Annotated in this window: 21 protein-coding genes; 9 read left to right on the top strand and 12 right to left on the bottom strand. The window is 65.8% G+C overall.

Translation table 11 applies throughout. The features are described 5' to 3' along the window. Nucleotides 1-175: 175 nt before the first annotated feature. Both pgeF and pepN read right to left on the bottom strand, forming a co-directional pair. The gene (gene pgeF, locus RIB52_RS03230; protein WP_350172848.1) at nt 176-931 is read right to left on the bottom strand and encodes a peptidoglycan editing factor PgeF; all 756 of its coding nucleotides are present in this window, start codon (nt 929-931) and stop codon (nt 176-178) included. A gap of 2 nt (nt 932-933) precedes the next feature. Beyond that, entirely contained in the window at nt 934-3615 is a 2682-nt protein-coding gene (gene pepN, locus RIB52_RS03225; protein ID WP_350172846.1) for an aminopeptidase N, read from the bottom strand. 52 nt (nt 3616-3667) lie between these two features. Here pepN and RIB52_RS03220 point away from each other — a divergent pair, with 52 nt between their 5' ends. Next, complete coding sequence (locus tag RIB52_RS03220) at nt 3668-4462, top strand: NAD-dependent epimerase/dehydratase family protein (RefSeq protein WP_350172844.1); 795 nt, start codon at nt 3668-3670, stop codon at nt 4460-4462. A gap of 157 nt (nt 4463-4619) precedes the next feature. Here the strand turns inward: RIB52_RS03220 and RIB52_RS03215 are convergent, their stop codons facing one another. Then, nucleotides 4620-5555, bottom strand: a complete 936-nt coding sequence (locus tag RIB52_RS03215) for a DMT family transporter (protein ID WP_502879469.1) — start codon at nt 5553-5555, stop codon at nt 4620-4622. Between the two features lie 17 nt (nt 5556-5572). Beyond that, nucleotides 5573-6592, bottom strand: coding sequence for a threonine aldolase family protein (locus RIB52_RS03210; RefSeq protein ID WP_350172840.1), 1020 nt, complete (start codon nt 6590-6592; stop codon nt 5573-5575). 51 nt (nt 6593-6643) lie between these two features. Between RIB52_RS03210 and RIB52_RS03205 the strand changes: the two genes are divergently transcribed. Further along, nucleotides 6644-6958, top strand: a complete 315-nt coding sequence (locus RIB52_RS03205; RefSeq protein ID WP_350172838.1) for a GNAT family N-acetyltransferase — start codon at nt 6644-6646, stop codon at nt 6956-6958. On the opposite strand, the gene RIB52_RS03200 is transcribed toward RIB52_RS03205, so the two are convergent. The 3 genes from RIB52_RS03200 to RIB52_RS03190 all read right to left on the bottom strand — a co-directional run bounded on the left by RIB52_RS03200 (nt 6955) and on the right by RIB52_RS03190 (nt 10380). Continuing rightward, entirely contained in the window at nt 6955-8571 is a 1617-nt protein-coding gene (locus RIB52_RS03200) for a PH domain-containing protein (RefSeq protein ID WP_350172836.1), read from the bottom strand. The two genes, RIB52_RS03205 and RIB52_RS03200, sit on opposite strands and share 4 nt — an antisense overlap. Further along, entirely contained in the window at nt 8568-9119 is a 552-nt protein-coding gene (locus RIB52_RS03195; protein WP_350172834.1) for a PH domain-containing protein, read from the bottom strand. Before RIB52_RS03195 ends, RIB52_RS03200 begins: the two co-directional genes overlap by 4 nt. A gap of 91 nt (nt 9120-9210) precedes the next feature. Beyond that, nucleotides 9211-10380, bottom strand: coding sequence for an acyl-CoA dehydrogenase family protein (locus RIB52_RS03190; RefSeq protein ID WP_350172832.1), 1170 nt, complete (start codon nt 10378-10380; stop codon nt 9211-9213). A 115-nt stretch (nt 10381-10495) separates the two neighbouring features. Here RIB52_RS03190 and RIB52_RS03185 point away from each other — a divergent pair, with 115 nt between their 5' ends. Together RIB52_RS03185 and RIB52_RS03180 are read left to right on the top strand one after the other, a co-directional pair. Further along, entirely contained in the window at nt 10496-11140 is a 645-nt protein-coding gene (locus RIB52_RS03185) for a glutathione S-transferase family protein (protein ID WP_350172830.1), read from the top strand. Then, nucleotides 11140-11907 (top strand): SDR family NAD(P)-dependent oxidoreductase, encoded by a 768-nt coding sequence (locus RIB52_RS03180; protein ID WP_350172828.1) that lies wholly within the window; start codon nt 11140-11142, stop codon nt 11905-11907. Before RIB52_RS03185 ends, RIB52_RS03180 begins: the two co-directional genes overlap by 1 nt. A 3-nt stretch (nt 11908-11910) precedes the next feature. Here RIB52_RS03180 and RIB52_RS03175 read toward each other — a convergent pair whose 3' ends face one another. Both RIB52_RS03175 and RIB52_RS03170 read right to left on the bottom strand, forming a co-directional pair. Continuing rightward, the gene (locus RIB52_RS03175) at nt 11911-13242 is read right to left on the bottom strand and encodes a spinster family MFS transporter (protein ID WP_350172826.1); all 1332 of its coding nucleotides are present in this window, start codon (nt 13240-13242) and stop codon (nt 11911-11913) included. Beyond that, nucleotides 13214-13993, bottom strand: a complete 780-nt coding sequence (locus RIB52_RS03170) for an SDR family NAD(P)-dependent oxidoreductase (protein WP_350172824.1) — start codon at nt 13991-13993, stop codon at nt 13214-13216. Before RIB52_RS03170 ends, RIB52_RS03175 begins: the two co-directional genes overlap by 29 nt. A gap of 169 nt (nt 13994-14162) precedes the next feature. On the opposite strand from RIB52_RS03170, the gene RIB52_RS03165 reads away from it, so the two are divergent. The 3 genes from RIB52_RS03165 (at nt 14163) to RIB52_RS03155 (ending at nt 19501) form a co-directional block, all read left to right on the top strand. Next, nucleotides 14163-15473: an aromatic ring-hydroxylating oxygenase subunit alpha gene (locus tag RIB52_RS03165; protein ID WP_350172822.1), complete on the top strand. Its 1311-nt coding sequence runs from the start codon at nt 14163-14165 to the stop codon at nt 15471-15473. Nucleotides 15474-15689: 216 nt separating this feature from the next. Continuing rightward, on the top strand, nt 15690-18116 hold the full coding sequence (locus tag RIB52_RS03160; protein ID WP_350172820.1) for a TonB-dependent receptor: 2427 nt from the start codon (nt 15690-15692) through the stop codon (nt 18114-18116). Between the two features lie 161 nt (nt 18117-18277). Then, nucleotides 18278-19501: an aromatic ring-hydroxylating oxygenase subunit alpha gene (locus RIB52_RS03155; protein ID WP_350172818.1), complete on the top strand. Its 1224-nt coding sequence runs from the start codon at nt 18278-18280 to the stop codon at nt 19499-19501. A gap of 6 nt (nt 19502-19507) precedes the next feature. On the opposite strand, the gene RIB52_RS03150 is transcribed toward RIB52_RS03155, so the two are convergent. Together RIB52_RS03150 and RIB52_RS03145 are read right to left on the bottom strand one after the other, a co-directional pair. Beyond that, nucleotides 19508-19972: a nuclear transport factor 2 family protein gene (locus tag RIB52_RS03150; RefSeq protein WP_350172816.1), complete on the bottom strand. Its 465-nt coding sequence runs from the start codon at nt 19970-19972 to the stop codon at nt 19508-19510. A gap of 13 nt (nt 19973-19985) precedes the next feature. Further along, nucleotides 19986-20933, bottom strand: a complete 948-nt coding sequence (locus RIB52_RS03145) for an SDR family oxidoreductase (RefSeq protein WP_350172814.1) — start codon at nt 20931-20933, stop codon at nt 19986-19988. Nucleotides 20934-21109: 176 nt separating this feature from the next. Between RIB52_RS03145 and RIB52_RS03140 the strand changes: the two genes are divergently transcribed. Continuing rightward, a complete protein-coding gene (locus RIB52_RS03140; protein WP_350172812.1) occupies nt 21110-22111 on the top strand; it encodes an NADP-dependent oxidoreductase in 1002 nt (333 codons plus the stop codon). Next, nucleotides 22108-22647, top strand: a complete 540-nt coding sequence (locus RIB52_RS03135; RefSeq protein ID WP_350172810.1) for a nuclear transport factor 2 family protein — start codon at nt 22108-22110, stop codon at nt 22645-22647. The genes RIB52_RS03140 and RIB52_RS03135 overlap by 4 nt, the downstream gene beginning before the upstream one ends. Here the strand turns inward: RIB52_RS03135 and RIB52_RS03130 are convergent. After that, nucleotides 22644-23072 (bottom strand): PaaI family thioesterase, encoded by a 429-nt coding sequence (locus tag RIB52_RS03130; protein WP_350172808.1) that lies wholly within the window; start codon nt 23070-23072, stop codon nt 22644-22646. The genes RIB52_RS03135 and RIB52_RS03130 overlap by 4 nt on opposite strands. Between the last annotated feature and the right edge of the window lie 17 nt (nt 23073-23089).

Raw genomic sequence — 23089 nt, 5'->3', positions numbered from 1 at the left:
CCCGCAGCGAGCTGCCGATCTGCTCTAAAGATGTCTCCCGGCACCGCCTGGGCGAGCACGACACACCGTGCTTCAAGATAGACGGAACCGCGCCCTTACCCACAAAGAACGACGAATCCAACAGTGTTTTGAGCATTCCCTGTTCGGAACGGCGCAAACCCCGCAAGGCCTGCCCCTATGCCAGGGCGATGAGGCTGATCTGCCTCCCATAACCCGACTCTCCGAGAGAAGAGGCTCGTCTGTAGGAGTGGTAACGACGATCATGTAAGAATGTATCCCCGCCAACATAATTTATTTTGCGCACTCCCGATTGCATGATTTGCGCGGCAACATAACCCGGCAGGTCGAAGCGCCAGCGCGCCTTCCCCTCACGCATCGGGGCGGGCGCGAAGTGCAGCTCGTCGGCGGCGGTGAAATGGGCGCGGAAAGCTGCGTCGACCTCGTAGCTTTGCTGCGCGATGGTCGGTCCGACCGCCGCCGCGACACGTCCGGCGCGCGCGCCCAGCGCTGCCATTGCCGCGACCGTGTTCGCGACCACCCCCGCTTTCGCACCGCGCCATCCGGCATGGACAGCGCCGATAACCCCCGCCTCGCTGTCGGCGAGGAGGATCGGCGCGCAATCGGCGGTGACGATGCCGAGCGCGAGGCCCGACCGGTCGGTGACGAGCGCATCGGCGACCGGGCGGCCTTCGGGGGTATCCTCCCACCCTGCGGTAACGGTGAGGACATCGGGCGAATGGACCTGGTGCGGAGCGAGAAGCGCCGCTCCCGGCTGGATCGTCTCGGCCGCCGCAGATCTCAGCGCCGCGATCTCTTCCGGCCCACCTGGCCCGCCATATCCGAACTGGTGCGCACCGCCCGCGCTGCCGAAAAAACCGTGCGGCACACCTTCGAGCGCCTCGCCCCGCTCGATCGCGAACGCGCTTGCCACGCTCAGTCCCCGAGGCTGCGCGTGACCTGTTCGTAGGTGTCGCGCGAAAGATTGCCGGCGGCGACAATCCGTTCGAGTTCACCCTTCATCAGCGCCGCCCGGCCCGGTTCGATCCGCCGCCAGCGGCCCAGCGGCGAGACGAACCGCGCCGCGGTCTGCGGGTTCACCTTGTCCACCGCGAGGATCACGTCGGCGATCATGCGGTAGCCAGCCCCGTCCCCATCGTGAAAGCCCTGCGGATTGCCCGCGAAAGCCATGTAGAGCGAGCGCAGGCGGTTGGGATTCTTCAGCGTGAAATCGGGATGCTCCGCCAGCGCCCGGACCTGCGCGATCACATCGGGATGAAGCGAGAGCGCCTGAAGGGTGAACCACTTGTCGATCACCAGCGCATTGCCGCGATACCGCTCGTAGAACGCGGCGAGCTTCGCCTCGCGCTCGGGATGGTCGAGCCCGGCGAGCACCATCAGCGCGCCCTGCCGGTCGGTCATGTTGTCGGCGGCGTCGTATTGCGCGGCGGCGAGGTCGGCCGCGCGCGCCGGGTCGGCGGCGGCGATCAGGACGAGCGCCTGTGTCTTGACCTTGCGCGCGCCGCGGCCCGCAGGATCGTCGAAGCCGATGCCGCTTGCCCGTTCGTGCAGCGCGGCGAGTTCGCCCGCGAGTTCACGGCCCAGCGCGGCTTTCAGTGCCTCGCGCTCGCGGTGGATCGCGCCGGGATCGGCCGACCCGCTGCGCTGCGCCATGGCCTCGAACAGGTAGGTCTCGCTCGGCAGCAGCATAAGCTCGCCGCGCATCGCATCGTCGAGCTTTTGGTCCGCCAGCACCGCGCGCATCGCCGCGACGACAGCCTCGCGTCCTGCCGCCGCTTCGCTTTCGGACAATTCGCCGCTCGCCGCACCGACAAGATGCGACAGCGCGAGTTCCTGCATCGCCTCGGACCGGGCGAAGGGATCGTCGTCGCGCGCAGCGAGGAAGACGAGGTCCTCGTGCGCAAGCTCGCGCTCGATGATGACCGGCGCGGAAAAGCCGCGATTGATCGAGACGACCGGATCGGGTCCGGCAAGCGGGAGGTCGACAGTCTGCTCGGCCTCGGACAGGATCACCAATTGCTCTTCGCCAAGCACGCCGCCATCCGGCGCATTGCCGCGCGAATGCACCGCGAGGCGCAGCGGGATCGGCATGGGGCTCTTGTCGGGCTGGCCCGGCGTTTCGGGCACGGTCTGCGACAGGGTGAGCGCGAGCATGTCACCCTTTACCTCGGCCGCGACCTTCACCCGCGGCGTGCCGGCTTGGGCGTACCACAGGCGGAACTGCGCAAGGTCCAGCCCCGCGCCTTCCTCGATCGCGCGCACGAAATCCTCGCAGGTGGCGGCCTCTCCGTCGTGGCGGTCGAAATAGAGGTCGGTGCCTTTGCGAAAACGCTCCGCCCCGGCCATGGTCCGCATCATGCGGATCACCTCGGCGCCCTTATTGTAGACGGTCGCGGTGTAAAAATTGCTGATCTCGCGGTAGCTGTCCGGCCGGATCGGGTGGGCGAGCGGCCCCGCGTCCTCGGGGAACTGCGCGGCGCGCAGAATGCGCACATCCTCGATCCGCTTGACCGCCTCGCCCCGCATGTCCTGCGAGAAAAGCTGGTCGCGCAGCACGGTGAAGCCTTCCTTGAGCGAAAGCTGGAACCAGTCGCGGCAGGTGACGCGGTTGCCCGACCAGTTGTGGAAATATTCGTGCGCGATCACGCCTTCGACCGCGTCGAAATCGGCATCGGTCGCGGTGTCGGGATCGGCCAGCACATATTTGGTGTTGAAGACGTTTAGTCCCTTGTTCTCCATCGCCCCCATGTTGAAATCCGAGACGGCGACGATGTTGTAGAGATCAAGGTCGTATTCGCGCCCGAAAGTGTCCTCATCCCATTTCATCGACCGGTGGAGCGATTCGAGCGCATGGTCGGTCAGCGCGAGGTCTTCGCGGCGCACCCAGACATTGCACTCGACCTCGCGGCCCGAGCGGGTGGTGAAAGGCTTCGAATTCGCCACCAGGTCGCCCGCAACCAGCGCGAAGAGATAGGACGGCTTGGGCCAGGGATCGTGCCATTCGCCCCAATGCGTGCCGTCGCCATTGTCGCCTTGCGCCGTGCGGTTGCCATTGGCGAGCAGGATCGGGAAAGCTTCCTTCGGTCCCTCCATGCGAACGGTGTAGGTCGACAGCACGTCGGGCCGGTCGGGGAAGAAGGTGATGCGGCGAAAGCCCTCGGCCTCGCACTGGGTGCACAGCATCCCGCCCGAGGCGTAAAGGCCCATCAATTGCGTGTTGGCGGACGGATCGACCTCGGTCACGATTTCGACCTCGTGCCCCTCGCCGGGGAGCGTGAGGACGAGGTCCGGCCCGTCCATCCGGTAATCGGCGACCTCGACCCCGTCGATCGCGACTCGCTCGGGTTTCAGACCGTCGCCGTCCAGCCGCAATTCCTGCCTGATGTCGTCCGACGCCGGGTTGCGCTCCACGCGCAAGGTCGCGGTGATGCACGTCTTTTCGAGGCCGAGTTCGAAGGCGAGCCGGGTCTTTGGCACTGCCCAGGGATAGGGCCGGTAATCCTCGCGCCGGATCACCGGCGGCTCCTGCGGAGTCGGCGCGGCATCGGCCACATAGGTGTTGCCTTCGGGGTTCGTCGGGGTCTTGGCTGCATCCATGAGAGTGGATTTAGATTGATTCGGCCCCGCGTCCAACCGCATGAAGCGTGCCATGTCGCATTTGTTGGTCTTCGGTCTTGGATATACGGCGAAACGCATCGCGGCACGGCTGCACGAATGCGGATGGGCGGTGCGCGCAACAGGCAGCGCGGGCGAGCTCGATTTCGCCGATCGCAACGCTGTGCTGGCCGCGCTGGACGAGGCGAGCCATGTCCTCTCTTCGGTTCCGCCGGACCGCAAGACGGGGAGCGATCCGGTGCTCGAAGCGTATGGCGATGCTCTGCAGCACAAGCCGCTGTTCTACCTCTCCTCGACCGGGGTCTATGGCGACCGGCAGGGCGCATGGGTGGATGAGGCGACACCAACCATCGCGCAGTCCGGGCAGGGCCGCAGGAGCGCGCGCGCCGAGGCGGACCTTGCATGGATGGACATGGGCGCGCGGGTGTTCCGCCTGCCCGGCATCTACGGGCCCGGACGCAGCGCGCTCGACCGAGTGCGCGAAGGCAAGGCGCGGCGCATCGACCTGCCGGGGCAGGTCTTCAGCCGCATCCATGTCGACGACATCGCCAGCGCCGTGGTCGCCGCGCTGACGCTAGACGCGCCGCCCGGAGCCTACAATATCGGCGACGACTGGCCTGCTAGCGGCAATGAAGTGACCGAACACGCCTGCCGCCTGCTGGGTGTCGAACCGCCGCCTCTGGAGACGCTGGAGGAAGCGAACCTCTCCGAAATGGCGCGCGGGTTCTACATGGAGAATCGCCGCGTCGCGAACGGCAAGGCGAAGCGGGTGCTGGGCTGGAGGCCGCTTTACCCGACCTATGTGGAAGGGCTGGAAAGCCTGACCTGAGGAGCGAGGCCCGGCTGCACAGCAGCCGCAAGGGCGGAGTCGAAGCCGAAGGCGCAGACGTGCGAAGCACACCTGCAAGCCCGCCCGCAGCGGGCGCAGCTCTGCTGCGCGTCTAGCGAGGACCGCGCGCCCGGATGGGCGTGCGGCAAACGACGACTCATCGCCTCAGCCGCGCCGACTCCTCGACCTGGATCGCCTTCTGCCGCCGCGCGCGCAGCGCGATGACCATTCCTAACACCGCCAGTACCATCCCCAGCATCGTCAGCCCCGTCCAGCGATAGTCCTCGAACACCGTCGACAGACCCATCGCGACCGCGATCGTCAGGATCGAATTGTAGGCCGTGCGCCCCGCCCCGATTTCGCGCACGAGATTGTAATGCAGCGGGAAGGTCACGACCGAGCCGATCAGGGCGAGATAGGCGATACCCGCCCAGTAGGTCGGCTTCATCGGGAAGGGCGGCGGCCCGGCGGTGGCAAAGGCGTAGAACAGGTCGAAGCTCGTGCCGTAAAGCATCGCCCAGGCCAGCAGGCTCACCATCGGCACGGCGCGGCCCGTGGGATTGGCCTGGATCACGTTGGCGACCGAGGCCGCGAGGATACCCAGCATGGCAAGCGCGATGCCAAGCAGCACGTTGCCGCCGACCACGCCCGCATCCGGGTTCGCCCGCCATTCATGGATCAGCAGGAAGGACACGCCCACGATCGCCACCGCGCTGCCGACAATGAAACCACCCTGCACTGTCTCACCTAGAAACAGGCGCGCGAACAGGGCGTTGGGCACCATCAGCAGCGCGAACATCATCGCGACGATGCCCGAGGTTACGTAAAGCTCGGCGTGGTAGACGAACAGGAAATTGCCCGAGAACTGGAACAGCCCCACCAGCACAGCGAGCCTTTGTTCCGGGCCCGTCAGCCGCAACCGCCGCTTCATCAGGAACGCGACGCAGAACAGCGCCGGTGTGGCGAGCGCAAAGCGGTAGAACACGCTCCACGCCGCGGGCACGCCGTCGATCTGGCCGGTGATGACGAACCAGGTCGACCCCCAGATCGTGCCGGTCAGCACGAAGGGGAGGATGACCCTCCAGCTGAGCATGTCGGTCGTGTTGACGCTCACAGGGCGGCGATCGCCTTGCCGAGTTCCTGCGCGTCCTCGGCGCGCGTGTTCCACGCTGAGACGAAACGCGCGGCATCCACGCCCCAGTCGTAGAAGGCGAAACCCTGCGCCCGCAGCGCCTCGCGTTCCTCCGGGGAAAGCCGCACGAACAGCTCATTCGCCTCGACCGGGTGCATCAACCGGTCGCCGCAGCCGCTCGCGACTTCCTGCGCCGCCGCATTGGCGTGGGCGGCATTGGCGAGCCACAGATCGCCCTCCAGCATGGCGAGCACCTGCGCGGCGAGATAGCGCCCCTTGCATTGCAGGTGGCCGGCCCGCTTGCGGCGATAGCGCACTTGCGCCGCCTGTTCGGGATCGAACAGCACGACGGCCTCGGCACCCATCGCGCCGTTCTTGATGAAGCCGAAGGCGAGGCTGTCGACCGGGCCGCTCGCCGCCCGCGCCGCCTCGCCCGCATCGTCCGACAACCCGGCGGCGGCATTGGCGAAGCGCGCGCCGTCCATGTGCAGGCCGAGAGAGCGCGTCGCAGCGAACTTGCCCAGCGCCTCCAGCTCGGGCAGCGCGTAGGCGCGGCCATATTCGCTCGCCTGCGTGATCGAAATCGCGTGCGGCTGGACCTGGTGGACGTCGTCGCGGATCGGGTCGATGGCCTGCGCGATGCCCTCCGGTGTCAGCAGCGCGCCTTCGCCGGGGACAAGGATCAGCTTCGCCCCGTGCAGGAAGAACCCGGGCGCGCCGCCTTCATCGACTTCGATATGCGCCTCCTCGTGGCACACCACCGCGCCGTGCGGCGCGCACAGCGTGGCGAGCGCCAGGCAATTCGCCGCCGTTCCGGTCGCCACCCAGAGTCCGGCGCAGTCCCGCCCGAACAGAGCGGTGAAACGCGCGTCGAGCTCGGCCGAAAGCGCATCGCCGTCATAAGGATTGTCGGGGTTGTCCGCCGCGCGCATCGCCTCCCATACCCTGGGATGGACGGAGGCGTTGTTGTCGGAAAGGAAGGGTTTCACGTCGGTCATTACGGAACGCCTCTAGCCGCCATGGCGTTGATGGCAAGGAGGAGCAATCGCATGACCGAACCGGGCCCGAACGGCGACATCACCATCACCCATCACGTGCAGGGCCAGGGCGGGGTCTACACCGCCGTAATCGAGGGCGAGAGCGAGGAAGGCTATCTCGAATGGCAGCCCGGCGACGAGGAGGACGTGCGCGTCGCGCGCACCACGGTCGTCCCGCGCCCCATCGGCGGTCGGGGGGTTGCGGCAAAGCTCACCGAACGCATGGTCGAGGATGCACGGCGCGAGGGCTTCCGCATCCGCCCGGACTGCTCCTATGTGGCGAAGAAGTTCGACGAGAATCCCGACTGGGCCGCTCTCAGGACCTAGCGTGGCGCCCCGTCCAGGCGCGAAAAATCGGTTTCGGCAATGGTCTCGAGGATCTTGGTCCGGACCTCGCGCGCGCGATTGAGCGGCACACCGGGAATCGCAAATTCACCGCCCGCCAGTCCCAGATGGACCGTCGCATAGCCGCGCCATCGCGCGATCGGCCCCTGCGCGATCTCGACCGAATGGAGCTTGCGCCGGGTCGCGACCTGCGTCTTCGGTGAGAGGATCCCGCTCACCGCCATGATCTGCGCCTCGTCCAGAGCGTGCCGCTTGAACCGCCAGGCGAGCGCCTGAAGTCCCGAATTGAGCACGCCGAGCGCGAAAGGCCCACCCGCCGCGAGCCACGCCCATTCGGGCGCGAAGACCGCGGTCGCCACCCCGGCGATGATCGCCGCGATGAAGAAGGCGAGCGAATCCCAGATCATCGAATCGGTGCGATATTTCCGGCTTGCGCGGTGCCAGTCCTCTCCCGCTCCCGGCAGGCGAAAGCCGGCGACCCGGGCGATCGGCTCGATCTCGTCGAGCTGCGCAAAGGGCGCGACCACGTGGCTGGTCGAGCCCGCATCCTGCGCGAGGCTGACGAAGGACAGCGAATGCCAGCCGAAGCGGTAGCGCAGCCAGCCGGTCGCCAGCATCACCCCCTGCACCCGGTGGACGGGCATGACCACGTCGGTCCGGGTGAACAATCCGCGCCGCCGACGAAAACCGCGCGCGGTGCGTTCGAGCACGAAGCCCCATTCGCGCGCGAAAGTCCGCGCGATCCCCGTCGCCGAACCGATGAACAGGACCGCGACGAGCCCGGCCAGCGCGGTCAACACCTGCCCGTAGGCGCCGAGTTCGAAGATCCAGCCGCCCTGCCGTTCGACCACCTGTTCGACCACGCGTTCATCGATGTCATCGAAATCGAAGAAACTATTGGCGTACTGGAACAGGCCGCCCAGCACGGCGAAGACCGCGAGCGAGAATTCGAACAGGCCGAAAGTAAGGAGACGCCCGCCATCCATGGCAAAGAGCGTTTCGCCCTCTTCGGTTGCCGCAGCGCGACTTTCGGGGGGCTCGGCGCTCGCGTCGTCGTCCTGCGCGCCCTCTTCCTGCACCTCGTCGCGCCGTTCGCGCACCAGCTGGCGCAGGCGCTCGCCCTCGGCACTGGAAAGATAGGAAAGCGCAAGGTCGTCCGCCCCGCCCGCCCCGGTTTCGAACTTTACCGCGACGAGATCGAATATCCGCGCCAGCAGGGGCTGTTCGAGGCTTACGTCCTGAATGCGCTCATACGGGACCGAACGGGCCGAGCGGGACAGCACCCCGCTTTCGACGCGAATGTCCTGGTCGCCCACTGTGTAGGTCAGCCGACGCCACGCGACATAGCTGAACAGCGAACCGACCAGCGTGATGGCCAGACCGACGCCGAGCCCGATCAGCACGCCCGCCCCGCCGGTCGAAACACCGGCGAATATCGCGGGCAGGATCGCGCCCTGCGCGCTCGACAGGCTGCCGATGACGACGCTCAGGGGCGCGGTGCGGCGGGGCTCGCCGCTCGGCGCAGCATGTCGAGCAGCGTCGCCCGGAGGATGGGCGGCATGGGCCGGCCCGTCGGCGCTCACATCGGCGTTCACAGGCTCTCGCGCTTGATGTGGGCGCGGATTTCCTCGCGCATGTCGCGGGCATGTTCCTCGCCCAGCCCCGGCAGGTCGACCGAGGCGTTGTGCGTGCCGGCCGTGTGCAGGGTCATGGTGGCGATGCCGAAAGCACGTTCGAGCGGGCCCTGGTCGACATCGATATGCTGCACCCGGCCGAAGGGGACGACCGTGTCGGAACGCCAGAGGATGCCGCGCACCACGCGCAAACGGTCATCGCTCATCTGATAGCCGCGCGCAGCGAAACGGCGCTGCGGGATGCGGATCACGAGCACGATGGCGAGAAGAAGCAGCGACCCCGCGATCACGCCGGAAGGGATCGGCGCACCTTCGGCGGCAAGGATCGCCTCGGCGATCAGCGCGCCGATCAGGATCGGGATGAAGACGAACACGGTCTGTAGGCGGAGCAGCGTTTTGTAGCTGGGATGCAGCGCAGTCAGCTCCTCGCCATCGGCGACGGGCCGGATCCGCTCCGAGGGGAGGGATTGCGCACCTGCGGGAGCGGCCGGGGAGAGGGTCGATTCCATGACTGCGACAATGTGGGCCGGAGCGCGCGGGCGCAAGCCCTCTCTCTGCCGGGACCGCCCCTCTCCCGATCGGTGCCGAAACCGGGCCCGCTCAGGCGCGCTGGTTGAACCGGCGGCCAATCAGCGCGGCGGCGATGTTCGTCTTCTGCACGTCGGTCGTCCCGCCCGCGATTCCCCAGCCGAAGCCGTCGCGCAGGCGCTGCTCCATGCCGTATTCCTTGTGGTAGCCGTATCCACCCATCACCTGCACGCCCATCGCCGTGACCTCGCGCACGATTTCATTGGCGTAGCACTTGGCGACGCTGCTCTCGTAGACCGTCGGCAGGCCGTCGGGCTGGTGCGCGGCATTGGCGGCGGCGCGATGGATGAGAAGGCGCGCGGCCTCGACCTTCATCGCCATTTCCGCGATCTTCAATTGCACCGCCTGGAAATCGATGATCGGCTTGCCGAACGCCTCGCGTTCCTGGACATATTGTGTCGCGGCTTCGAGAGCGGCGGCGGCGACGCCGAGGCTCTGCGTCGCGTTCCCACAGCGTTCGAGGCCGAAGGCGCTCATCAGCTTGCCGAAGCCGCCTGCGCCGATGATGACGTTTGCGCCCGGCACCTTCACGTCCTCGATCGCGTAGTCGGCGGTCGGGATGCCGCGAAAGCCGAGCAGTTCCTCGCGCTTGCCGAAGACCATCCCCTCCATGTCCTTCTCGAGCAGGATCGCGCCGATCCCCTTCGCACCGGGATCGTCGGTGAAGCGGCAATAGGTCACGTAATAGTCGGAATGCCCGCCGCCGCTGGTCCAGCGCTTGTAGCCATTGACCACGTATCCGTTGCCGTCGGCGAGAGCGCGGGTCTTGAGATCGGTCAGCGCCGTTCCCGCATCGGGTTCGGACATGGACACCGCGACGACCTTCTCGCCCCGGATCACCTCCGGCAGCACCCGCGCCTTCATCTCGTCGGAACCGAACCGCTCGATCGTGCGCACCGGGCCGACCAGCGCCTCGAACACCGGGAAGGCGACCGCGTTCGAGACCTGCGCGAATTCCTCGAGCACCAGCAGCGCCTCGAGATGGCCGAGGCCGAGCCCGCCGTATTCGGTGGGCAGGTTGACGCCGAGAAAGCCCATCTCGCCATAGCGGCGCAGCATGTCATGGGGGACCGGGTAGTCCTTTTCCTCCATGTCGCGGGCGAGTTCGGGCAATTCGGCCCGGGCGAATTTGCGCGCGGTTTCCTGGAGCTCGCGCTGGTCGTCGGTGAGTGTGAAATCCATGGTCCCTCGATCCCCTTTATGCTCTCGTGCGTCCCCTAGCGCATTTGTGAGGGCGACGGGCAAGCCGCTTTTCGCGTAAACCCTTGCCCACACGCAGACAGGGAGAGAACGCGCGATGAAACTCTATTCCAGCCTCGGTCCCAACCCGCGCCTCGTGCGCATGTTCATGGTCGAAAAGGGCCTTGCCGAAGGGGAGGCTTTCGAGCGCGTCCATTACGACATCATCTCCGGCGAGAACCGGCAGGACGAAGGCTATCTCGCCAAGAACCCGCTCGGCACGATCCCGACGCTGGAACTCGATGACGGGACCTGCCTCACCGAAAGCTGGCCGATCTGCGAATATGTCGAGGAGATGCATCCCGCGCCCAACCTCTTCGGCGAAACCCCGGTGGAGCGCGCGACGGTGAGGAAATGGGCGCGATTGTTCGACCAGGAAGTGGTCGTGCCGATGACGATGGGCTTTCGCGCCGGCGCGGGCCGCCCAATGTTCGAGCCGCGCATGACCGTCGTCTCGCCCGAAGCGGGCGCGGAACTGTCGGCGCTGGCGGACGAAAAATGGCGCTGGTTCGACAAGACGCTGGGGACAAGCGATCACTTCGCGCTGGGCCGCTTCACCTTCGCCGACCTGATCGTCTTCTGCTTCGCCAATTTCGGCTTCACCGTGGGCTGGAAACTGCCCGACGGGACCGACAACCTCGCCCGCTTCATCGACACGCACGGGCAACGCGAAAGCGCGGGCATCTGGCAGCAGGCCGAATAATGCCGGACCTTTCGGGAAAGGTCGCTCTCGTCACCGGCTGCGCCTCCGGCATCGGCGCGGCGAGTGTGCGGCGGTTGGCAAGCGACGGTGCGCAGGTATTCGGGACCGACCTCGACGAAGCGAAGGGCAAGGCGCTGTGCGACGATGTCGGCGCGCGCTTCGCGGTGCAGGACGTGTCGGACCGGGCGCTGTGGCCCAGAATCGTGGCGCAGGCGGTCGAGGCTTTCGGGCGGCTCGACATCCTCGTCAACAATGCGGGCATGGTGACGGGCAAGAGCATCGGCGAGGTCGATGACGACACGTGGGACCGCGTGCTCGCGGTGAACCTCACGGGGACCATGGCCGGATGCCGCGCCGCGATCGCGGCCATGATCGACAATCCCGGCGGCGCGAAAGGCTCGATCATCAACATCGCCTCGACCACCGCCATCGCGCCGCTGCCCACCGATGTCGGCTATTCGGCGAGCAAGGGCGCTGTGCGGGTCATGTCGAAGTCCATCGCCACATGGTGCGCCAAGCAGGGCCATGACATACGCTGCAACACCGTCATCCCCGGCGCGACCGAAACGGGTATCCTCGACGCGGCCGAAGTCGATATGCCGGGGCTCAAGGCGGCGGTGGCGGCGACCTCGCCGATGAACCGGCTGGCCGATCCGGCGGAAACGGCGGCAGCGATCGCCTTTCTCGCAAGCGACGAATGCCCCTTCATGACGGGTGCGGAAATGCTGGTCGATGGCGGTGCGCTGTCGATCCATCCCGGCTTTTGAGGCTCAGCCCTCGGCCTTGATCCTTTCGACATAGCCCGAGCGCGTCATCTCGCGGCCGGTCCACACGAAAATCGCCAGCGCGCCGATCCCTGCGGCGAAGGATACCGACAGCACCGACACGGCAAGCGCGGCATTGCCCTGCGTCGGCTCGAGCGTGTCGCTCAGCCAGCCGATCAGGTAAAGTCCTGCAGCCTGCCCGAACAGGTTGTTGAAGAACAGCGCCACCGCCACCGCGAATCCGCGCTGCGAGGGTTCGACGGCGGACTGGATGCCCGACATGATCGGCGCCTGGCTCGCCACGAAGATCGCATAGCCGATGGCGAACAGGCCGAGGAACACCGCGAAATCACCCGATCGGAAAGCGAGCCAGAGCGGCAGGATGCACCCAAGGCTGACAATGCCGGGAAACCATGCCCGCCAGCGCTCGTCGAAACGGGTGAGCCAGTCGGTCAGCACGCCGCCCAGCACCGGGCCCGGCACGCCGCCGATGAGGAAGGCAAGCCCGAGATAGAGCGCGACATCGCCGACCGAGACTTCGAACAGCCGGATCATCGCAGGCGCCATCCAGAAGGCGAGCGCATAGCCGATCATGATCTGGACCGCCCAGCCCAGCGCGAGACCGAGGAACACCCGGTTCGCCAGCAACGAACGCAGCGTCTCGCCTAGCGGGGTCTGGTCGGTGCTCATGCCCACGGGGGCGTAGCGGCCCCGGCGCGGCTCGATCACGGTGAAATAGAGCAGGCCGCCGATCGCAAAGCCGGGCGCGGCCATCAGCACGAAAGCCCAGCGCCAGCCGAATTCCTCGGCCAGCAAACCGCCCGCGATCAGCCCGAACGCGGTGCCCAGCGTCGATCCCAATGTGAGGAAGCCCATCGCGCGCGCCAGTTCGCGGCGGGGGAAGTAGTCGGCCAGCATCGATTGCGAGGCGGGGCCGGAGCACCCTTCGCCCACGCCGACCCCGGTGCGCGCGAAAAACAGCGTCCAGAACCCCGTCGCCGCTCCGCACAATGCGGTCATCGCGCTCCAGAAGCTGATGGCGCCCGCGACGATGTTCTTGCGCACCGACCGGTCGGCCAGCCGCGCGGCGGGAAAGCCCGCGACGACATAAGTCAGCGTGAAGGCCACTCCGCCCAGCAGGCCGAGCTGCGCGTCGGAAAAGTCGAACTCTGCCTTGATGTCCTCGAGCAGAATCGAGAAGACCAGCCGGTCGGCGACGCTGAACAGCAGCGTGCAGATCAGCAGGAACAGGACATACCAGCGATAGCCGCTGCCTTCGCCGCGCACCGGAGCCCCGGTGAGTGGACTCTCAGTGGTGGGGTCTGGCGTCGAGGCCATTGTCCACCGGGATCGTCAGCCCGTTCAGGAACCGCGCATCGTCCGAGGCCAGGAACAGGACGCAGCCCGCAACGTCCTTCGGCGCTCCGAGCGCGTCGGCGGGCAGCGGGCCTTCGGGAATGTCCATCGGCGCCTCGCCCGCGCGGCCCGACACGCCCATCACCATCGGCGTTTCGATCCCGCCGGGCGCGAGCGCGTTGCAGCGAATGCCGTATCCATTGTCCTGGCAATGCATCGCGATCGAGCGCGTCATCGAGGAAATCGCGCCCTTGGCAGCGGTATAGGCGGGGATCGTGCCATAGCCCATCAGCGCCGCGGTCGAGGCCATGTTGACGATCGAGGAACCGCCCCCGCCGATTGTCTTGTGGCGGTGCTTCATCAGCGGCAGCGCGTATTTGCAGCCGAAAAACGTGCCCATCACGTGAATGTCGAGATGGAGGCGGAAATGCTCGGTCGAGACGGTCTCGATGTCCTCGAAAATGACATTGCCGGCATTGTTGACGAGGATGTCGAGCCCGCCGTGGCGCTCCTGCACGGCCTGCATCACATCCTGCCATTGCGTCTCGTCGGTCACATCGAGCGCCAGCGCCTCGCCGCCGATCCGCACGGCCACTTCCTGCGCCTGCCCGATTTCGCGGTCGGTAACGATCACTGTCGCGCCTTCCGCAGCGAGCGCTTCGCAATCAGCCCTGCCCAGACCCATGGCGCCGCCTGTCACGAGCGCGATGCGGCCCGCTACCCTTCCCGTCATGCCTCTCTCCCAAGCATTGTCCTGTCGGGTCGCGAACCTATTGCACGTCCACGCCCGCGCCACTGATTAAAGCGATGGGGCCCGGATCTTGTTGGGCGCGGCTCCCTCGAAAAGTGCCAGTCGCGCGCCGTCCGCCGCGCGCGGTATGAACGCTGCAGGGAGAGAACCGATGGACGCAAGCGAGATCGCCCGCCTCAAGGCTTTGATGGAATGGGAGGGCCGCCGCACCGCGCCGCCGCGCGGCTTTCCGAAGCTGCCCGACATGCCCGCCGCGCGCTACACCTCGCCCGAATATTACGCGCTCGAAAAGGAACGCGTGTTTCGCAGGAGCTGGCTGTTCGCAGGGCACATCGACGAAATCCCCGAACCGGGCTGCTGGATGCGCTGGCACAATGCGGGCGATCCGATCGTCATCGTCCACGGCATGGATGGCGTGGTGCGGGCCTTCTACAACACCTGCCGCCATCGCGGCGCTCCGGTTGTGACCGAGGAGTTCGGCAAATCCAGCCGCCTGATGTGCGGCTATCACAACTGGACCTACAAGACCGACGGGACGCTGGTCGGCGTGCCCGAGCGGCAGGACTTCCCGCCCGATTTCGACATGAGCTGCCGCGGGCTCATCCCGGTGCGCTGCGAGAGGCTTGGCAATGTCATCTTCGTCAATTTCGACGATGAGGCCATGCCGCTGAAGGAATGGATGGGGCCCTTGTGGGACGAATGGGCCGAGTTCGCCTTCGACCGGATCCGGCTCGCCGCGCGCCATTCATTCGAGCTTCAGTGCAACTGGAAGGTCGCGATGGAGGCGAACATGGAAGTCTACCATGTCCCCTTCATCCACCCCGAAACGGTCGCGCCGCTGGTCGATCCCAAGCGCAATCTCAACACCATGTATCCCAATGGCCACGCCCGGATGCTCGCCCCGCCGCCGCGCACGACGGATCGCGAGCACGTGCGCGCGATCGATTCGCCGCCGGGCTGGCAGCAGATCGAGAGCGTGGGCGAACTCGGGCGCACCTGCACGCAGAGCTACACGCTGTTTCCCAACTGGGTCTCGCCGTTGTCGAACTACTTCGTCCCGCCACTGGTGTTCTGGCCGACTTCGCTGAATACGACCCGGCTCGAACTGGTGACTATGGCGCTCGACTGGGGTGACGGGCCCGCGCCCGACCTGTGGACCGTGCCCGACGACACGCAGCCGGGCGGCCGGCGGATGAGCCCGATCATTCTCGAGGACACGCAATTCGGCGAAGCGATCCAGAAATCGATGGAAAGCAACGCTTTCCGCAGCGTGCCGCTGTCCTATCAGGAAGCGCGCATCTACTCCTTCCACCAGTCGCTCGACCGGATGATAGGCGTGCACGACGTGCCGGAGGAGCTGCGCATCGAACAGGTCATCGGCGAAGAGTGGACCTGGCCCAACGAACCGCGCGACGCGCTGCTGCGCGAGGAGGCGGGAGAAGCCTGCGACGCGGCCGAATGAGCAGCGAGGGCATTCTCGCGTGACGTTACGGCATGGCGATTTTGCGAGGGCCTGTGACGAATTTGCCGCAGTTTGGAGGGCTCCCTAGCGGTTTTGCTAGATGAGCGCCCGATACCCCGACCATACACGTGACGGTGTGCCAAGAGACGCAATCAAGGCGTCCGGGCTGGGGAACAGGGGCCGGCCGCGTTCGGCCTCACGCAAGGGAGAGATCTGATGAGGACCCGTCACACCCGTACTGTATCCGCTCGCAGCGCATCCGCGCGCCGGGCGCTTCTTGCCGGGGCCGCGCTTTCGTGTCTGGCTGCTGTGCCGCAGGCCGCTTTCGCACAGGACATGGAAGAGGCCGAAGCGCAGTCGCCCGACGAACAGCAGGTCATCATCGTCCAGGCGCGCCGCCAGAACGAGACCCTGCAAGAAGTCCCCGTAACCGTCACCGCGATCGGCGGAGAGACGCTGTCGCGCTACAATATCGACCAGGTCGCGGACGTGGTCAGCCGCGTTCCGACGCTCAATGTCCAGGTCGGCGGCTCCGGCTCGGGCGGCCAGCTCTCGCTTCGCGGCGTCGGCTCCTCCAACATCTCGGCGGCGTTCGATTCGGCGGTCGCCTTCGATTTCGACGGGGTGCAGGTCTCCACCATGCGCCTCGTGCAGGCGGGCTTCTTCGATGTCGAGCAGATCGACGTGCTGAAAGGTCCGCAATCGCTGTTCTTCGGTAAATCGGCCTCGGCGGGCGTGTTCGCGATCCGCTCGGCCGATCCGACCTCGACCTGGGAAGTAGGCGGCGCGGCTTCCTACGAATTCGAGGAAGATGGCTACATCGTCCAAGGCTACGTTTCCGGCCCGGTGACCGACACGCTCGGGGTCCGCCTTGCCGCGCAGTTCAACGACATCGACGAATATGTCGTACTGCAGGACGGCACGCCGGCGGCCAATGGCCGTTTCCGCGGGCTGACCAACATCGTCGCGCGCGGCACGCTCGACTGGGAGCCGAGCTCGAATTTCGACGCCAATCTCAAGGTCCAGTACGTCCGCAACGAAAATGACGGCGCGATCCAGCATTCGGACATCTCCTGCGGCGCGAACGGCGTTGCCGACCCGATCACGTTGCTGGGCGGATCGATCATCATTCCGGGCGGCTATGACTGCAACGCCTTCGACCAGCGTTACTTCCTGCCCGACACCGCACCGCCGCTGGCGGGCGGCGTGCCGACCCCTTCGGCCGCGGCCGGGCGTAACGGCGTGCCTTTCGGCGAAACCGACGTCTGGTTCTCGCGCCTGCTGATGAACTGGCAGATCACCGACAGCCTCAAGCTGACTTCGACCACGGGTTATCTCAATCTCGATGCGGTCGACTTCGACAACTATTCCTATGGCGGCCTGCTCGGCCCCGGCGTGCCCGGCGGTGTCGGTACGTCCGACCCGGTCAACCAGCTCGAACAGTGGACGCAGGAATTGCGCCTTGCCTCGGATTTCGAAGGTGCCTTCAACTTCATGCTTGGCGTGTTCTACGAGGACCGCAAGTTCGTCTTCGACACCGCTCAGCAGGCGGTGAACATCTCCTTCCTCGGCCCGGACCCGGTCACCGGCTTCACCTATGACTGGGACCGTCGGCAGGACACCGATACCGAAGCGTTCTCGGTCTTCGGCTCGGTCATGATCGACCTGACCGAGGATCTCGAGCTGTCGGGCGGCGTCCGCTATACCGATGAAACAAAGACCGCGGTCATCACGGTGCCTTACCTGCATACCTTCCTGCAGGGTCCGGGCTTCGTCTCGCCGGGGTTCAATTCCGGCCCGATCGAGTTTTCGGACGACAATTTCTCGCCCGAGATCACGCTGCGCTACAAGGCGACCGAGGACATCAACGTCTTCGCCAGCTTCAAGACCGGCTTCAAGTCGGGCGGCATCGACAACTCGGCGCTGCCGTCCCAAAGCCTTAGCGTAGCGGCGAACAGCGGCGATTTCTCGCCCCTGATCTTCCGGTCGGAAACGACGCAGGGCGGCGAAGTCGGCATCAAGACGCAGTGGGCCGACCGGACCTTCACCCTCAATGCAACCGCCTACTACTACGTGTTCGACGACCTGCAGGTGCAAAACTTCGACGCGGTGGCGGTGCAGTTCCTCACTCTCAACGCGGGGCAGGTGACCTCGCAGGGCATCGATCTCGAGGCGAACTGGCTGACCCCGGTCGACGGGCTGAGCTTCTCGGGCAACCTGGCCTATCTCGACGCGGAATTCACCGACACCTTCATCACCAGCGCGGGCAACGATCTCGACGGTCGCGATTCGGCTCGTGCGCCGACCTGGTCGGGGAACCTCGCCTTCGACTTCGTCACCCCGATTTCGGACGGCCTCGATTTCGGGCTGAACGGCAACATGATCTATTCGGGCGAATATTTCACCAACGAGGACACCCGCAACGACTTCATCCAGGACGATTACGTGACCTTCGACGCGTCGGTCTCGATCGGCGCTGCCGACGGGACGTGGAAGGTATCGCTGATCGGGGTCAACCTCGCGGACGAGATCTGGGTCAACACCTCTGCGCCGCGACCCTTCCTTCCGGCGACGGGCGACGACCTGATTTTCACCCAGAACCGCGGGCGGCAGGTCTTCCTGGAAACGCGCTTCCGCTTCTGACGCCGGTGCATGAACGCAATGAAGGGGCGGGCCTTGGCAGGTCCGCCCTTTTGCGTTGGCGCGCGGGCACAGCCGCCCCCTTTCAAAAGTGAGCATTGCGCCCTCCGCCGATATGGGCGCATCATCCCGCCATACCGGGCGGATCAACGGGAGAACTGGATATGTCGCGCGAACAACTGGTCGACATGACGCGCAGCCTCGTCGCACATGGCGAGGCGGACACGATGGAACTCACCGACGAGGTCGTGCGCGTTCCGGCAAGCGCCTACACCGACCCCGAACAGTTCGAGCAGGAGAAGCGCAACATATTCCGCCGCCTGCCGCTGATGGTTGCGCCGTCCTGCGAACTGCCCGAACCCGGCGATTACAAGGCGATGGATATCTGCGGCGTGCCGCTGCTGCTCTCGCGCCAGAAGGATGGGCAAATCGCCGCCTTTCTCAACATGTGCACGCATCGCGGCAATCCGCTCGCCTCGGGCACGGGCAAGGCGAGCCGTTTCACCTGCGGCTACCATGGCTGGACCTTCCGGCAGGACGGCGACCTTCTCGGCGTTGCCAGCCCGCAGGATTTCGGGAAAGTCGACAAGGCCGCGCATTGCCTCAAGCGTTTCCCGGTGCTCGAGCGCGCGGGGCTGATCTGGGTGACGCTCGATCCCAATTCGAAGCTCGCCATCGAGGATTACCTGTGCGGCTACGATGCCCTGCTCGAAGCCTTCGGGTTTGACGGCTGGACCCTGTTCGCCAAGCGCACACTGGCCGGCCCGAACTGGAAGACGGCCTATGACGGCTATCTCGATTTCTACCACCTGCCGGTCCTCCACAAGGACACGTTCGGGGCCGATTTCTTCAACCGCGCCAATTACTTCGCTTGGGGGCCACACCAAAGGCTCGCGAGCCCGTCGAAATTCGCCCAGCGCACCGGCAGCGACGAGCAGATCGACCTCACCCAGATGTCGGACGAGGAAATCCCGCAGGACGCGCTGGTGCAGGGCGTGTGGACGATCTTCCCGCATATCTCGATCGCAAGCTTCTATGGCGGCGGGCAGCGCGGAGCGCTTATCAGCCAGCTCTTCCCCGGCGACACCGTCGAGGAGAGCTGGACCACCCAGTTCTACGTCATGGAGAACCAGCCCGAGACCGAGGAACAGGTGAAATCGGCCCACGAACAGTTCGACTTCCTCGAAGTGGTGGTCCGCGACGAGGATTACGCCACCGGCAGGCGCCAGCACGAGGCGCTGCAATCGGGATTGATGGACCATGTCCTGTTCGGTCGCAACGAACGCGGCGGTCAGGTCTTCCACCAATGGGTCGAACGGCTGGTGAACGCCTCGGACGAGGATCTGCGGGAGATTTTCGCAGGCGAACAGCGCGAGGCCGCCGAATAGGACCCCTTAGAATTCGAAGGGTCGGGCCGGAGTGCTCGGCCCCCTGACGGTGGGATTGTCGTTCAGCGCGAGTTCGACCAGCGCAGTGTCGAAAAATTCGTGCAGCTCGGCGATCTTGCCGTCGCGGATGGTCATCACCTGGCAGTAGGTCTGAATATATTCGTGGCCGTTCACGCCCATGCCGCCGCCGCGCATGATGCCGACCACGCAATTCTCGTCCGCACACATGATCCGCCATTGCCGCGAGAATTGCACGGTTTCGGGGACGAGCTTGCCCACGACATTGTCCGCGACCAGCGGGCCGAAACATTCCTCCTTGCCGACCCATCGTCCCGAGACGGGCGTCGAGCCGACAAGGTTGAACACGACATCTTCACTGTGCAGGGCCGCCAGCGCATCGAAATCGCCCGCTGCCAGCGCTTCGTAATAGCGCGTGGCGAGCGCGATATTGGCGTCGCGGCTGCCCGGCATGGCGCAGCCCGCCTCAGCCGAAGGCGGGACGGAAATTGCTTTCGCCCCAGTCGACGCGCTTGGTCCATTCGCCCAGCGTTTCCAGCTCGCCTTCGAGTTCGGGGAAGCGTTCGTAGACATGGTCCATGTCGACCTCGAAAGGGCGCGTGGGCGCTTCGTTGTTGTATTCGTAGAAGGCCTGGATGCCCTTGGCGAAATCCTCGCGCATTTCGGGCGGCATGGAATCGCCCGCTGCCTCGACGAGGTAGCGGCCGAATTCCTCCGGCGTGCACGGATCGTACTTGATCGGCTTGCCGAGCGCTTCGGACAGGCACTCCGTCACCTGGCTGCCGACCAACCGCTCCGGCCCGCCGATATTGAGCCACGCGCCTTCCATGTCGGGCCGATCGAGGCTCGCCAGCATGAAGCGGGCGACATCGTCGAGGCTGATCCAGTTGGCCTCCAGATTGGGATTGTGCGGATAGACGTAGCGGTCTTCGTTGACGATGAAGGGCCGCGCCCAATTGGTCAGCAGATTGTCCATGAACAGCACGCTGCCGAACACGGTGCCCGGTGCGCCCGACCGCCACAGCGCGTTGATCCCCTTGGTGTTCTCACCATAGCTGAAAGGATCGCCGGGACGGTCGGGGATCCAGCTCGAGGTGTTCCACACCACCCGCTTCACGCCCAGTTCGGCCGCCGCCTTGCCGACCTGGCCGACCAGGACCGCGCGATCCGCGCGCGCCTGCAGTGGGTGGGTGTAGAAGATGTAATCCGACCCCTCCAGCGCGTCCTTGTAGGTTGCGGTATCATAGAGGTCCATCGGGCGGACTTCGACCTTGTCGATACCCTCGATGCTGCTGCCGGCGAAGGGATCGCTCTGGCGCGAAATCGCGCGCACGTCGTAACCCGCCTTCAGGGCCTGACCGACCTGCGCCGTGCCCTGCCTGCCCGAAGCACCGATGACCGTGATGCGTGCCATTGTCTCTTTCCCCTCTCAGCTTGTTCGCGAGCCCGTTCGAATTCGCGCAACCTAGGCGAAGGGTCCGGCCGCTTCCCCGGTGTTTTTTGATAGCGTGAAAATGACAGGTCGCGCTCTCCCCGTCCTAGCGAAATGGCGGGGTTGCAGGGCATCGTTGCGGGTCGGACAATGCTTCGATGGAAAACCGTCTCTGGCGCATCATCCGCCGCCCCCACGGAACCGCTTTCGAAGAGGCGCTGGAGCTCGTCACCGAGCCGCTGCCCGGTCTTGCGACAGGCGAAATCCTGATCCGCAACGCGATGCTGTCGATGGACGCGGGAACGCGCTTGTGGCTGACAGCGCGCAAGGACGGCTACCAGCCGCCGCTCCCGGTCGGGGCGCCGATGACGGGGCTGGTGCTCGGCGAAGTGATCGAAAGCCGCGCGGAGGGCTTTGCCGCCGGCGATCTCGTGCGCGCTTTCGGCGTGTGGGGCGAGCTGAGCCAGGTCGATGCGGCGATGTCGGGCGCGGTGAAACTCGACCCTGCCGTCGAGAACCGCCGCGCATGGTTCGGCCCGCTCGGCATGAACGGCTGGACCGCGTTGTGGGGCATCGAGCGAACGGGAGCGGCAAAACCGGGCGAGCGCGTGCTGGTCTCGGCGGCAGCGGGCGCGACAGGCATCCTCGCGGTGCAGATCGCGAAGCTGTTGGGCTGCGAGGCTTGGGGGATTGCAGGCGGGGCGGAGAAATGCCGTTTCCTGACCGAGGAACTCGGCATCGCCGGGGCGGTGGATTACAAGTCGGGCGACCTGGCCGGGCAGCTCGATGCGGCGGGCGGGTTCGATGTCTATTTCGACAATGTCGGGGGCGAAATCCTCGACGCAGTGCTCACCCGCATGAACCATTACGGGCGCATCGCGGTGTGCGGCCTGCTGGCGGACTATGGTTCGGGCAAGCGCACCGCCCCGCGCGAATTCGACCAGGTGCTGATGCGGCGGCTGCGGGTCGAAGGCTTCTTCTCGCCCGATTTCATGCAGGAAGGCGAAGCGCTCACCGCGCGCCTGCGCGAATGGGTCGAGGCGGGTGCGCTCGTGATGCCCTATGACGTGACGCGCGGGCTCGACAACACGCTTGCCGCCTATGCCAAGCTGTTCACCGGCGGTAATATCGGCAAGGTCATCGTGGAGCTGGACACATGAAAATCCATCTCGAAGCGCGCGCGGAAATCGGCGACGTGATCGCAGCTTACGCCCATGCGATCGACCGGCGACGGTGGGAGATGATGGACCGCCTGTTCCACGACGACGCCGAATTCCAGTTCGGCACCGTAATCGGCGACTGGCGCGGCTTCGTCGAACAGGCGCGCGCGATCATCGAGCCCTGCCTTGCGACCCAGCATCAGCTCGGACAGGTGCAGTTCGGGTTCGATAACGATCTCGTCTGTCACACCGAAACCTACATGACCGCGATGCACACCGTGCCCCCCGGCTATCCCGTGGCAGAGGTGTTCCCGGACAAGGGGCGCATCTATTCGGCCGTGATCGCCGGGCGCTATGTCGACCGGTTCGAAAAGCGCGACAACCAATGGCGCATCGCGCGGCGCACCGGCCTTTATGACTGGCGCGAGTTCCGCGAGGTCGACGGCGTCGACCTGGCCGAAATGCCCGAAAGCTCATGCGGCTACCATGACGAGCGCGATCCGGCGGCGCATGTCGTCGCGCGCTGGCTGGGCTAGGACCTTCTGATCGCGAACACGCCGCTCATAGTCGCGATCGCATCCTCGCCGCGCATGATCCGGCCGCTCGTATAGGCGGTGCGCCCGCCCATTCGGTCGATCGTGACATGCGCCTCGAGCCATTCGCCGAGCCGCGCGGAGGAAAGGTAATTGACCTGGAGAGTGATCGTCGATGGGGCGAGGCGCGGGCGCTCGGCATCGTAAACGGCATGGCTGAGCGCAACGTCGGCGAAGGTCGAGATCACTCCCCCGTGCGCACCGTCCTTGTAATTGATGTGATGCGCCATGATCCGAAGGCCCACCACGCGCGGTTCTTCGCCCCGTCGCCCGAGAAAATAGGGCCCGCCATGGTCGAGAAAGCCGGGCGAGAAGCAGGCGGGCTCGAAGCCCTCGGGAGGAGCCGGGTCAGCCATCGTATCGGACATGACCGCCAGCATAGCCC

It is taken from the genome of Erythrobacter sp., assembly GCF_040217515.1.
Taxonomy (GTDB): Bacteria; Pseudomonadota; Alphaproteobacteria; order Sphingomonadales; family Sphingomonadaceae; genus Erythrobacter.
The sequence above is the reverse complement of the archived record's forward strand: the minus strand, read 5'-3'. Positions and strand labels throughout refer to the sequence as shown.